Source organism: Pseudanabaena mucicola FACHB-723, from assembly GCF_014696385.1.
GTDB lineage: Bacteria > Cyanobacteriota > Cyanobacteriia > Pseudanabaenales > Pseudanabaenaceae > Pseudanabaena.
On sequence record NZ_JACJQB010000036.1, the window covers coordinates 20,883 to 34,621 of the forward strand.

The following is a 13,739-nucleotide window of genomic DNA, read 5'->3' on the forward strand; positions in this document are numbered from 1 at the left end:
TATGAGGAATTTTTTATAGTTTTCCTTTGAGCCGAAAAATCTAATTTAATTAGCGGAAACTAGGAAGAAGTCCTTAAGGACTTCTTCCTAGTTTCTTAATGCGGATAACGCCAGTTCACAATCTCAGGCTTATCGATGCCATGCTCATAGGCATATTGGCGACACTCAATTTGTTGATCGAGTAACGCTTGCTTGGCATGAGCGCCAATCGTCCGCAACTTTGGCACACGATCAATCACATCAATCGCCAAACTAAAACGATCAACTTGGTTATTAATCGCCAATTCCAACGGCGTATTGATATTGCCCTTTTCCTTGTAACCACGCACATGCAGATTTTTGTGGTTGTTACGGCGATAGGCGAGACGGTGAATCAGCCAAGGATAACCATGGAAGTTGAAAATGATCGGCTTATCGGTGGTGAATAGCGAATCAAAATCGCGATCGCTTAACCCGTGGGGATGCTCAGTATCGGGCTGTAATTTAAACAAATCGACCACATTGATAAAACGAATCTTCAACTCTGGGAAATGCTCCCATAGCAAGATAGTGGCGGCAAGGGCTTCTTGCGTGAGAATGTCACCACAGCCAACCATCACCACATCTGGTTCACAGCCTTGGTCATTACTTGCCCAGTCCCAAATGCCTAAGCCCTTGGTGCAGTGCTTGATCGCCTCATCCATGCTCAAGAATTGTAAGTGTGACTGCTTATCACAGACAATCACATTCACATAGTCGGTGCTGCGTAGGCAATGATCAGAAACCGACAGCAAACTATTAACATCAGGTGGCAAATAGATACGGGTAACGGCAGCACTCTTGTTGACCACTACATCTAAGAAGCCGGGATCTTGATGGGTAAAGCCATTGTGATCCTGTCTCCAGACTGTGGAAGTAATCAACAAGTTCAGCGAAGAAATGGGCGCACGCCAAGGAATGTCTTTGCTAATTTCTAGCCATTTGCAATGCTGGTTGATCATCGAATCAATTACATGTACAAAGGACTCGTAGGTAGAAAAGAATCCATGTCGACCCGTTAGCAAATAGCCCTCTAGCCAGCCTTCAAGGGTATGTTCGCTAAGAATTTCCATCACCCTACCATCGGTTGCTAATTCACCACCATCGGCATCTTCGGGCAAATATTCAGCAATCCAGAACTTTTTACTGACTTCGTAAATAGCTTGGAGCTTGTTGGATGTATTTTCGTCGGGACCAAATACACGGAAGTTTTCCATGTTGTGACGCATGACATCGCGCAAAAATACGCCCAGAGGTTTGGTGTTTTCGGCTTCGCTAGTGCCTGCCTTATCAATCTTGACACCATATTCACGGAAATCAGGCATTCGTAAGGCACGACGTACCAAACCACCATTGGCGATCGGGTTTGCACTCATCCGACGCTCACCGATGGGGGCAAGTTCTTTTAACTCAGGTTTTAACTTGCCTGTAGCATCAAATAATTCTTCAGGCTTATAGCTCCGCATCCAATTCGATAGCATTTGTAAATGCTCATCATTGTTATGCATTCCCGACAAAGGCACTTGGTGCGCTCTCCAGAAGCCTTCCACCTTGTGACCATCCACTTCCGCAGGCCCAGTCCAGCCTTTGGGAGTCCGCAATACGATCATGGGGAACTTGGCGCGTTTGGGAATACCTGTGCTGCGAGATTCCTGTTGAATAGTTCTGATTTCATTGATGCAATGTTCGAGGGTGGCGGCGATCGCTTGGTGCATCGATTCAGGATCGGAACCTTCGACAAAATAGGGCTGATAGCCGTAGCCGATGAATAGACTTTCTAGCTCTTCATGGCTGATTCTAGCTAGAACCGTGGGGTTATTAATCTTGTACCCGTTCAAGTGCAGAATTGGTAATACAGCACCATCACGAATCGGATTGATAAACTTGTTAGAATGCCAAGCGGTGGCAAGGGGCCCTGTTTCCGATTCGCCATCACCGACCATGACGACAGAGATTAAATCGGGGTTATCAAAGACAGTTCCATAGGCATGGGAAACGCTATAGCCGAGTTCACCGCCTTCATGGATTGAGCCAGGGGTTTCGGGTGTACAGTGGCTACCAATGCCTCCTGGAAAGGAAAACTGTTTGAAGAAACGCTTCATCCCTTCTTCATCTTCACCAATGTCGTGATAGATCTCGGAATAGGTTCCTTCTAAGTAAACAGGGCCTAAAATGCCAGGTGCACCATGTCCAGGGCCGGCAAGAAAGATCGTGTTCAGATCATATTTTTTGATTAAACGATTGAGATGAGTATAGACAAAGCTCATCCCAGGACTAGACCCCCAATGTCCGAGCAGACGATTTTTAATGTGTTCTGGCTTGAGTGGTTCGCGCAAGAGTGGATTGTCGCGCAGGTAGATCATGCCGATCGCCAGATAGTTGCAGGCTCTCCAGTAAGCATCGATTTTTTGTAGTTCCTCGGTACTAAGCGGTGTACCTGTCACTGTCGCTCTGGCAGTGCCATAGCAGCTAATTGCTGAATTGGATAGGTTCATGTCAGTTGGTTTTAGAGGAGTTGATACCATGAAATTAAGATTCCTGTCACTAAACTAATGTTTTGACTTCTGACTCCACAACTCTACATGGAAATTGAGAGAACTCCTATATATCTGCATATCTCCTTTAGATTCTTCTTGGGGATCACGATTGCCGCTCACAGCCTTATATCTAGGTATAGGGTATGGGTTAAATGTCTTAGTTCGCATCTATTCCAGAATTAGCATTTGGTAGTCCTAAATAGGTAAGGATAGGCGGAGCGAAGCGCCGCTCATCCTTACCTATTTAGCGCTACCTAGCACTTTGGGAAGTGGTTTAGATAAATTTTTGAAAGTGCTGCTTCACAACGCTTTCAAAAATTTATCTGAGTTTTAAACCATGACCAAATGCTGTGTCCCGTATAAGTTGATGGATTTTAATTGCCTCGCATAGAATTTCAGATATACTTTATTTATTAGTCGTCATAATTTTTTAATTTCTGGGCAAACTAATAATTAACGGATAATGCCAAAGCTAATCAATGGCGTTGCCATTGTTAAATTTAATAGCAAGATACTTTTGCTATATTGGCAAGTAATAGCTTCGGCAATTACTGGGGGTAGTAGCACAAAATGCAAAGTGTTAAATCTAAACTTTGAGATTTTTACTTCATGGGCAAATTGATGTCAGAGTCTAAAGAGGAAAACCAATCGTTACAGGAACAGCAATTAGACAAATCGCTGCACATTTTGATCATTGAAGATGTTTCCTCTGACATCGAGCTAATTTTATTGGCACTCAAGTCTGCCCGATTGACTTTTACCTATGACACCGTTGCCAATGCGATCGCATTTCAAAAATGTTTGCAGGAAAAGTCCTATGATGTTGTTTTTTCGGACTATCGACTGCCTAGTTTTAATGGGTTACAGGCTTTTGAGCTATTAAAACAATCAGGGCAAGACATTCCTTTTATTTTGATCACGGGCAGTTTAGGGGAGGAGTCTGCGGTTGAGTGCATCAAAGCGGGCATGACGGATTATGTACTCAAGGATCGATTGTTTCGCCTGCCCAGTGTTTTAGAACGGGCTTTGCAAGAGTGTTCGCTACGGCGACAACAAAGAGCTGCGATCGCAAAAATTGAGGAACAGGCATGGCGAGAAAGGATCATTAATCGCATTGTGCAGGCGATGCGGGAAACGTTGGTTTTAGAGGATGTGTTACAAACTACGGTTAATCTCTTGCATGAATCATTACAGGTTTGTCGATGTCTGATTTTTCAGAAAGACGAAGACGGTGTAATGCGCGTCAAATATGTCAGTGAAACGACTGACGAATCCCAAAATCTGTACGGGTTAACCTGTCATTTTTTTGATGAATATCATGATCAATTGATTGCTGGCGAACAGATTGTCTTTGAGCAGATTGACGAAGCTCTTCCTGAATATATGCAACAATCGGCGCAGGACTGCTCAATTCGCTCTATTGTGATTACGCCCCTAATTTACCGCCAAGCTTATCTCGGCGGCATTAGTATGCACCAATGCAACAGCGAGAGGTATTGGACTGAGGTCGAGCTATCTTTGGCGAAGGCAATTGCCGATCAATGTGCGATCGCAATTCATCAGGCGGAACTCTATCAAAATGCCCAAAATGAATTGCTAGAACGCAAAAAAATGGAAGCACAACTGCGCCATGATGCTTTCCATGATGCCCTCACAGGTTTACCAAATCGGTCTTTATTTCTCGATCGCCTTAGTCATGCTTTTCAAGTCGCTAATCGCCATGCCCATAAATATACCGAAGATTTACCCTATCATTTCGCAGTGTTGTTTCTCGACCTCGATCGCTTTAAGGTGATCAATGATAGCCTCGGTCATTTGGCAGGGGATGAATTACTAAAAATCGTTGCCGATCGCTTAGTTGCTTGTCTACGAAGCGGCGATACCGTCGCCAGACTGGGGGGCGATGAATTTGTCATGTTACTTGAGGAAATCACGAACATTAGTGATGTGATTGAAGTTGCCCAAAGAATTCAAAACTCTTTAAAAACGCCCATTAACATTGAGGGCAACGAAATATTCATTAGTACCAGTATTGGCATTGCTCTCAATGCTGAAAACTATACAAAACCCGATCAGTTGCTCCGTGATGCTGACACAGCGATGTATCGGGCTAAAGAAACAGGTCGCGAAAGATACGAAATCTTTAATCCCGCGATGCACACGGAAGCACTGCAAAAATTACGTCTAGAAAACGAATTACGCCGCGCCATCAATCAACAGGAATTTATTGTTTATTATCAGCCGATCGTTTGTCTCACCTCCAGACAGATTCTTGGTTTTGAAGCTCTGATTCGTTGGCAGCATCCCCAACGCGGCTTGGTCTATCCCGCCGCATTTATTCCCATCGCCGAAGATACAGGATTGATTGTGGGAATTGATCTTTGGGTTTTACATGAAGCCTGTTCGCAATTGAGTAGATGGCAGACACAGTTTCCCCATGCCAAGGATCTGACGATTAGTGTAAATCTGTCGGCGAAGCAGTTTACTAAGTATGACTTGATTCATCAAATTGAAGCAACCCTAAAGGCGACACATCTCAATAACGCTAATTTGAAAATAGAAGTGACAGAAAGTCTACTAATTGAGAAAACATCCCTAGCGACTCAAATTTTAGGAGAATTGAGTAAGCAAAATATTCAAACCTGTATTGATGATTTTGGGACGGGTTATTCTTCCTTGAGTTATTTGCACCGTTTTCCGATTCATACGCTCAAGATCGATCGTTCCTTTGTGGCACGACTCAATCAAAATCCTGAAGATGGGGAAATTGTTAAGGCAATTATTACTTTGGGGATTAATCTCGGTCTAAACGTAGTGGCGGAAGGGGTGGAAAATGCTGCACAGTTAGATTTTTTGAGAAATAATAATTGCCATGCTGGGCAGGGTTATCATCTCTTCAGACCCTTAAATGCTGAGGCAATCACAGAAATATTAGCGGCTGATCCAGTGATTACAGGGCAGATCGATCCGCTCAAAATTGACTGCGATCGCAAATAACTAACTTTGACCAAATTAGCTTGTACCGCCCGCTATACGAGCGGTACAGATTTTTTACAGCGCCTCTGCCTGTTCTAAATTACTGACATTAACTAAGGCAATATTCGGTGCAGTCCGCTTAACTAAACCTGTCAAAACCTTACCCGAGCCAACTTCGATCGCTTGTTCATAACCTTGTTCCGCAAGGTATAAACAGATTTCGCGCCAACGTACTGGTGATGTCATTTGCTGAGCGAGGCGATCGCGTAAAACTTGCCCACTGGTGGTGGCATCCTGCGGCTCTACGTTAGAAATCACAGGAATTGAAGCATCATTAAAAGTTGTTTGCTGCACGATTTCCGCAAATTTTGCGGCTGCCTCAGCCATCAATGGCGAATGGAATGCGCCACTGACGGCTAACGGAATTGCCCGCTTAGTTTTAATCTGTTCTACAACCGCTTTTACCCCTGCTTGCGTTCCTGAAATGACCACCTGATCGGCGCTATTGTCATTTGCCAAAATTACATTATCGGTCGCTGCGATCGCAATTTCCAGAGCCGCCCGATCAAAACCAATCAAAGCCGTCATTGCGCCGCCACTCGCCTCAGACATTAATTGTGATCGCTGTTTCACCAATTCCAAACCCGTCGCAAAATTGACCACATCCGCACAATAGAGCGCACTATACTCCCCTAAGCTATGCCCCGTGACTGCATCAGGCTTTGCCCCTTTGGCTTTTAATACATCCGCAAGGATCGCCGAAATCACATACAAACAAGGCTGCGTAAATTGAGTCTTAGACAGTTCGGCTGCATCGGTTTGCACTTTTTCTAAAACTGACCAACCTAAAATTTGCGCTGCTTGCTCAAACTTGTCCTTGCCCACTTCTGCTAAGTCCAAACCCATCCCCACAGCCTGAGAGCCTTGTCCGGGGAATATCCATACATTTTTGGTCATTTTTATAAAATATTTATCTAGGTGTCTTTGTATTTTCAAAGTTTACAGCGCTTCGGACTGTATCAAAGCGCTGTAAACTAGAGCCTATTGAAGATGAAAGTAATACAGAGAAAATTTTGAAAGCATCGCTTCGCGATGCTTTCAAAATTTTCTCTGGTTCTTAGTTCAGCGCCAAGCACTGCAAGGCTAATTAATAATATATTTCTTCCATTCGTCGTGATTTCCCGATCGCAAATATTTAGTTACCTCAAAATGCAAACCACTGTGGGGGCGACGGGGTTGTTTTTTGAGCGGCATTCCCGCTTCCTTAGGAGTACGGTTGCCCTTTTTAACATTGCAACGCACACAGGCTGTAATAATATTGTCCCAACTATCACCACCACCTCGCGATCGCGGCAACACATGATCGAGCGTCAGGTCATCACCTGTATGCCCACAATACTGACAGGAATGCGAGTCACGGTGAAGAATATTGCGTCGAGTTAGGGGGATTTCTTTATAGGGAATGCTGATATATTGCAGCATTCGGATCACTGTGGGCAGTGGCATATCTGGATAAACCATCTTGCCATTATGTTCAATCCGTTCAGCTTTACCTTTTATAACCAAGACAATAGCTCGCTGCCAATTGGTGATGTTCAGCGGCTCATAGGATGCGTTTAGTACAAGGACTTTTGCCATTTACTATCAAGCGAACTTACAGGAGATGCTAGCACAGGTAAACCAAAAAAGGGAGGTAATTAGATTAGAAATTAAAGATCCCACCTAACTATCCATGTTTTTGACATCCAAATGACTAATCCCAAAACCGAAATAGAGGAAGGCGACGCAAAGCCTCACCTTCCTCTATTTCGGTTTTATACACTAAGCACCACTTACAAGAAGCAGATTAAAAATATAGCCAATACTAATAATACCGATGGTCATAAGACCAACAAATACCGATAGCAATTGAGGACGGAGGACTTTTTTGAGAATGATAATTTCAGGAAGAGATAGGGCGGTAACTGCCATCGTAAAGGATAAAACTGTACCCATCGGCATTCCCTTATTAACTAAAGCCTCAGTAATTGGCATCACACCCGCTATGTTGGCATAAAGTGGCACGCCTAAAACTACCGCAAGTGGTACGGCTAAAGGATTATTTGCACCTGCGTATTGAGTGATAAAGTCAGTCGGGACATAACCATGAATCCCCGCGCCGATCGCAATGCCCAGCACCACATACAGCCAAACCGATCGCACAATTTCACTAGATTGAAATCGACCCTGATCAAATCTTTGCTTCCAAGTCAGGGCAATGGGTTCTAGATGATCGTCTCCATCATCAACCATCCCTTGGCGCGATCTTTGCAGTTCCCAAACAAATGGTTCAACCCATCTTTCTAATTTGAGCAGTCCAATGATGTATCCCGATGCGATCGCTAAACCCACACCAAAGCCAATATAGAGCAACGTTACCTTCAGTCCAAATAGTCCCCATAGCAAGATTACCGCGACCTCATTCACCATTGGCGCTGCCATCAGATAGGAAAATGTCACACCTAAAGGTACACCTGCTTCCAAAAATCCAATGAATAAGGGAACTGCCGAACAAGAACAGAATGGAGTGACAATACCAACCATCGCCGCCAAAATATTTCCTAAAAATGTTCGCTTTCCTGCTAGCAGAGAACGGACTCGCTCTGGTTCTAAAAAGCTCTGAAATGTGCCAACGATAAAGCTAATCACAATTAGCAATGTCAAAACCTTCGGCACATCGTAAAGAAAAAAGTGCAGACTTGCTCCTAAATGTGAGGCAATTTCTAACCCCAACAATTTTGTGACAATCTGCGTTGCTAACCAATCAAAGGGATAGAAAGGATCAAACATGGCTTTATCCTTTTAACGTTGCAATAGGGGCTGGATTTGTTCAGGACTGATGACTTGACCTTTGCTGACCACCTTGCCATTAATCGCCATTGCTGGCGTTGACATCACGCCCCGCATCGCAATTTCCACAGGATCAGTGATATGTAAAACTTCTGCCATGAGATTGAGGTTTGCCACAGCTTGTTTCGCATTTGCTTCTAACTGTTGGCACTTTTTACAACCTGTACCCAAAATTTCAATTTTGACAGTATCCATAATGCACTCCTTTATATATTGACATACATCAATATATTGATTATAGAAGCAATAAATATATAAACCTGATTTCGTTACAATTCCTACACATGACTTTCTAGCTTTTTGTAGTAAATCCGAGTCAAGCAGATTTGTAGGCGATCGCCAACTTATAGATAAAATCGCATAGACTAGACCTACTAGGATTAAGTTAAAAACTAACTCTATGTCAAGAATTAGAGTGCCAAAACCTTTTGCCGATCTAGTGAATGAGGCAAATCACGAAAAAGTTGTAACACTACTCGGTAAATATCATGAGACAGATCGTAAAGGTCGATATTTACATTGGGATGAGTTTAAATGGCGAGTAGAAAGAGGCGATGACGAAATAGCCGCATGGGTAGCGACTAAAATTACTAGAAAAGCCAGAGCCAAACATCTACAACAGTTACAAGCTGAAAAAGAATCCTGTTTTACTTACAGTGTCCCTGACTCCCTATCGGCAAGGTTATACTCCATTGACAAAATGATTGGAAAAGGTCAGGAGATTATAGATGGAAACAACTTCATCTCGTCAAGTGATAAGCAACATTATTTTGTGAAAAACTTAATGTTAGAAGAAGCAATCACTTCATCACAATTAGAAGGAGCTTCAACTACTCGCGAAGTTGCACAGGAGATGCTCAAAAAGAGGCTTGCTCCTAAAGATAAATCTCAACAGATGATTTTCAATAACTACCAGTTAATGAAAAAAGCGATTGAGAGAAGAGATGAAGAGCTATCAATAGAATTTATATTAGAATTGCATAGGATCGCAACCTATAAAGCCATTGATAATGCCGCCATATCAGGACAATTCAGACAAGACAATAATATTATTGTGACTGATTTATATGGTGAAAAAGTATTCGAACCACCTGAAGCGCAGACAATTCAATCTAGGCTTAATTATCTATGCAACTTTGCAAATCAGGATCATAGTCAAGTTTCAGAATTTATCCACCCAATTATTAAAGCGATTATTTTACATTTCATGATCGCCTATATTCATCCTTTTGGTGATGGTAATGGTAGAACCGCAAGAGCAATTTTTTATTGGAGTATTCTTAGATCTGATGATTATTGGTTGTTTGAATATGTGTCAATCAGCAAATTTATCAAAGAAAAACGTGGGGCTTATGATAAAGCTTTTATCTATACAGAAACTGATGATTTTGACCTCACATATTTTATCTACAACCAAGTTGAAACTATCGAAAAAGCTATTAAATCTTTGTATGAGTACATAGATAGAAAAAGAGATGAGTTTAATCAATTTATACATTGGGTTAATCGCAGTCCATTCGCCAAAACTCTGAATAGAGGTCATTTGGAAATTTTGAAAGAAGCTTTGAAATCTCCCGGACAAGAATTTACTGCCAAACAAGTAGCGATTGATTTAGGAGTTACTGAGAACACTGCTAGAAATTATCTGGCGGTCTTGGTGGATAGAGATTTGTTAGTTCTCGCTCAATCTAAACGGGGTAAAGCACGTATTTATATTGCACCAGCTAACTTAAAAGCAAGATTGGCACTGTGATAGAGGCAATCGCACTATTCTCCGTCAGATTTCCATGCAATCGCAGTTTGTGTCTGCGGATCAGGTAACTTGCGCGTAATTATTGCAGCAGCTAAAACTAGAGCCGTTGATACCCACAGACATCCGACTAAACCTGCAAACTGATACACCAATCCTGATAAAACAGTCCCCGCCAAGCGTCCACCTGAATTTGCCATGTAGTAGAAACCCACATTTAGCGCCACTTTGTCATCATCGGTGAAGGCGAGAACTAAGTAGGAATGTACCGATGAATTAAAGGCAAAGACCACACCAAAAATGAGTAAACCAACAATGATCACTAGGTTTGCAGAGAGATTTAGCTGTAATGCGATCGCAATTATTGCAGGTACGGCAATTAGGGAAGTTGTCCAAAATCTCACAGTTTGCGATCGCGGCGGTTGACCAGATCCAAAGCGCTTAATTAATGTCGGTGCGAGGGATTGAATCATCCCGTAGCCAATCACCCAACAGGCTAAGAATCCACCAACTTGATAAAATGACCAGCCTAAGACACTTCGCAAAAATACAGGCAATCCCACCACAAACCAAACGTCTCTAGAGCCAAATAGAAAGAATCTTGCTGCGGATAGAAGATTGATTTCAGGGCTTTTAGAAAAGAGTTGTTTAAATTTGACTTTGGCTTTGATTTTACCCATACCCTTGGGCAGAAATAAGCCTGTGAATAAGAGCAAAAATAAACATCCTGCCATAATCCAGAGGGAATTTACAAATCCACATAGTCCTAGTAAGGCGCTGCCGATAAAAAAGCCAACACCTTTAAGGGCATTTTTAGAACCTGTGAGAATCGCAACCCACTTGAATAAAGCTGATTGAGCATCCTGCGGCACGACTAGGCGAATTGCACTTTTGGTACTCATTTTCGTCAAGTCTTTGGCAATCCCTGAAAAAGCCTGCGCGATCATCACATAGAGAACGGCTAACCATTGCGCCCATTCTGGATTGAGCAAAGACAACATTATGAGTGAGAATATCTGTAAGCCTATCCCTGTATAGAGTGTAACTTTCAGCCCCAATTGTGAACCAATCCAGCCGCCCAAGAAGTTGGTAACAACTCCAAATACTTCATAGAAGAGAAATAGCGAAGCGATTTGAATGGGGGTATAGCCAATATTATTGAAATAAAGCAATACCAATAGTCGCAAAGCCCCATCGGTAATCGTGAATCCCCAATAGGTGAGGGTGACAAGCACATAGTTCTTGAAGTTTGCTTGGGATGCAGTTGAGGAGGTCATGATCAATTTCTCACAGTTTAGATGTTTTGCCATCACCCCTAGCCCCTCTCCAAATAACACCTCCCTACCCCTCCCCTTTGGAAGGGGAGGGAACAAAATTTCTAATCTTCCCCCTTCGCAAGGGGGAATTAAAGGGGGTTTTTGAGACTTGTGTATATAGGAATAGCCCATTGGAAGAGCGTGGGGTGAGGGGATTAAATCGATAAAGCTACTTTTCTCGCTAATTCCGCCATGCGACAGGAATAGCCCCATTCGTTGTCATACCAAGCGAGAATCTTGACCTGAGTTCCATCAATAACCATTGTGGAGAGAGCATCAATAATCGATGATCGCGAATCATCTTTGTAATCAATGGAAACTAAAGGACGTTCTTCATAACCTAAAATCCCCTTCAATTCACCATCGGCGGCGGCTTTCAATAAACTATTTACTTCCTCAATTGTGGTTTCTCTTTCAACTTCAAATACACAATCCGTCAGCGAAGCATTCAGCAAAGGTACACGCACGGCTAATCCATTTAACTTGCCCTTGAGTTCGGGATAGATCATTGCGATCGCTGTTGCCGATCCCGTGGTGGTGGGAATTAGTGATAAAGCCGAAGCCCTAGCGCGGCGCAGATCTTTGTGAGGTGCATCAACAAGGGTTTGCGTGTTGGTATTGTCATGAATCGTCGTAATTACGCCATGTTTAATTCCTAAACCTTCGTGGATGACTTTCACCACAGGCGCAAGGCAATTAGTAGTGCAAGAAGCAGCCGTGAGAATTTGATGCTGGGCAGGATCGTAGAGATGATCATTAATTCCCATCACAATATTTAGGGCTTCTTCCTTCACAGGAGCCGCCACGATCACTTTCTTTACGCCTTTGCGGAAATAGGGATTTAGGGTTTCGGGAGTGCGGAATTTGCCCGAACATTCCAGAATAATATCTACGCCTAATTCTTGCCAGTTGACTAGTTCGGGATTCTCATATTCGCTAAAGCTAAGTTTTTGAATTGATTTCTGATCGTCAATGACAATGCGATCGCAATTTACTACGACATCAGGTAACCAACGACCATGCACCGAGTCAAACTTGAGTAAATGCGCGGCAGCTTCGATACCACCCTTGATTTCATTGATATGTACAAATTCTAATTCGGGAAAGTCCCAAGCAGCACGCAGAACCAATCTGCCAATTCTGCCAAAACCGTTAATACCAACGCGCACAGCCATAGATTATCTAAAGGTTAAGTATGTTTTAAATATTGATTAAGACAAATATTTATAGTAATCAATATATTTATCTTGGCTGTATTTAGGGGAATCTGTCAACAATAAAATTTAGGAATGCTCCCAAAGAACGCATTGTAAGGGCAAGTCATGAATTGCCCTTACAATGAAAGGCGGGTCTTAAGTTATTTTTGCATCAAAGAAATTGCGCTTGAACCAAAAAGATAGATTGACAAGGCTAATTAAAACGGGAACTTCGATTAGAGGACCAACAACCGCCACAAAAGCAGCACCCGAATTAATGCCAAATACACCCACCGCCACCGCGATCGCTAGTTCAAAATTGTTACTTGCTGCCGTGAAAGCAACACTCGCCGCTTTATCATAATCTGCCTTAATTAGCCAAGCAAAATAAAAGCTAACTACAAACATCGCAACGAAATAAATCAACAATGGAATCGAAATTCTGACAACATCCAAGGGGATTTTCAACATCAAATTCCCCTTGAGACTGAACATCACCACAATCGTAAACAGCAATGAAATCAGTGTGATTGGGCTAATTTTAGGAATAAATACATTGTGATACCAGCTTTTCCCTTTAATTTTGATCAGAAAAAAGCGCGTCAAAAAACCTGCGATAAAGGGAATACCAAGATAAATAGAAACAGTCTGTCCAATTTCAATGATACTGATATTCACCACGGTACTTTGTAAGCCAAAGAGCGGCGGTAATACCGTAATGAAAAACCAAGCATAAAAACTATAAAACAGCACTTGGAAAATGCTATTAAAGGCAACCAATCCCGCCGTATATTCAGAATTGCCCTTAGCGAGATCGCTCCATACAATCACCATCGCAATACATGGCGCAATGCCAATTAACATCAAGCCCACCATATAGTCGGGAGAGTCTCGAAAAAAGGCGATCGCTAATAAAAACATCAAACTTGGCGCAATGATCCAGCTTTGAAATAGAGATAAGTAGCCATGCAGAATTATTTACACATATCCGAACTAATGGGAAGATTCTAAGAATCACCATATCCGAACTAATTACTGTGAGACTAATTGAGCCACT

Annotated in this window: 9 protein-coding genes and 1 pseudogene; 2 read left to right on the top strand and 8 right to left on the bottom strand. The window is 42.6% G+C overall.

Annotated features, from left to right (window positions below):
• Positions 1 to 95 precede the first annotated feature (95 nt).
• Positions 96 to 2,543 (bottom strand): phosphoketolase family protein, encoded by a 2,448-nt coding sequence (locus H6F41_RS14550; RefSeq protein WP_190404193.1) that lies wholly within the window; start codon positions 2,541 to 2,543, stop codon positions 96 to 98.
• Between the two features lie 633 nt (positions 2,544 to 3,176).
• On the opposite strand from H6F41_RS14550, the gene H6F41_RS14555 reads away from it, so the two are divergent.
• On the top strand, positions 3,177 to 5,552 hold the full coding sequence (locus tag H6F41_RS14555; RefSeq protein ID WP_190404194.1) for an EAL domain-containing protein: 2,376 nt from the start codon (positions 3,177 to 3,179) through the stop codon (positions 5,550 to 5,552).
• 54 nt (positions 5,553 to 5,606) lie between these two features.
• On the opposite strand, the gene fabD is transcribed toward H6F41_RS14555, so the two are convergent.
• The 4 genes from fabD to H6F41_RS14575 all read right to left on the bottom strand — a co-directional run bounded on the left by fabD (position 5,607) and on the right by H6F41_RS14575 (position 8,615).
• Complete coding sequence (gene fabD / locus H6F41_RS14560) at positions 5,607 to 6,488, bottom strand: ACP S-malonyltransferase (protein WP_190404195.1); 882 nt, start codon at positions 6,486 to 6,488, stop codon at positions 5,607 to 5,609.
• A gap of 186 nt (positions 6,489 to 6,674) precedes the next feature.
• Positions 6,675 to 7,169, bottom strand: a complete 495-nt coding sequence (locus H6F41_RS14565) for an HNH endonuclease (RefSeq protein WP_190404196.1) — start codon at positions 7,167 to 7,169, stop codon at positions 6,675 to 6,677.
• 183 nt (positions 7,170 to 7,352) lie between these two features.
• The gene (locus H6F41_RS14570) at positions 7,353 to 8,360 is read right to left on the bottom strand and encodes a permease (protein ID WP_190404197.1); all 1,008 of its coding nucleotides are present in this window, start codon (positions 8,358 to 8,360) and stop codon (positions 7,353 to 7,355) included.
• A gap of 12 nt (positions 8,361 to 8,372) precedes the next feature.
• A complete protein-coding gene (locus tag H6F41_RS14575; protein WP_190404198.1) occupies positions 8,373 to 8,615 on the bottom strand; it encodes a thioredoxin family protein in 243 nt (80 codons plus the stop codon).
• Positions 8,616 to 8,820: 205 nt separating this feature from the next.
• On the opposite strand from H6F41_RS14575, the gene H6F41_RS14580 reads away from it, so the two are divergent.
• Entirely contained in the window at positions 8,821 to 10,173 is a 1,353-nt protein-coding gene (locus H6F41_RS14580) for a Fic family protein (protein WP_190404199.1), read from the top strand.
• A 14-nt stretch (positions 10,174 to 10,187) separates the two neighbouring features.
• Here the strand turns inward: H6F41_RS14580 and arsJ are convergent, their stop codons facing one another.
• The 3 genes and pseudogenes from arsJ to arsB all read right to left on the bottom strand — a co-directional run.
• A complete protein-coding gene (arsJ, locus tag H6F41_RS14585; protein WP_190404200.1) occupies positions 10,188 to 11,447 on the bottom strand; it encodes an organoarsenical effux MFS transporter ArsJ in 1,260 nt (419 codons plus the stop codon).
• A gap of 194 nt (positions 11,448 to 11,641) precedes the next feature.
• On the bottom strand, positions 11,642 to 12,661 hold the full coding sequence (locus tag H6F41_RS14590) for an ArsJ-associated glyceraldehyde-3-phosphate dehydrogenase (RefSeq protein WP_190404201.1): 1,020 nt from the start codon (positions 12,659 to 12,661) through the stop codon (positions 11,642 to 11,644).
• Positions 12,662 to 12,838: 177 nt separating this feature from the next.
• Positions 12,839 to 13,642 (bottom strand): annotated as a pseudogene (gene arsB, locus H6F41_RS14595) (ACR3 family arsenite efflux transporter); the annotation flags it as partial.
• Positions 13,643 to 13,739 lie beyond the last annotated feature (97 nt).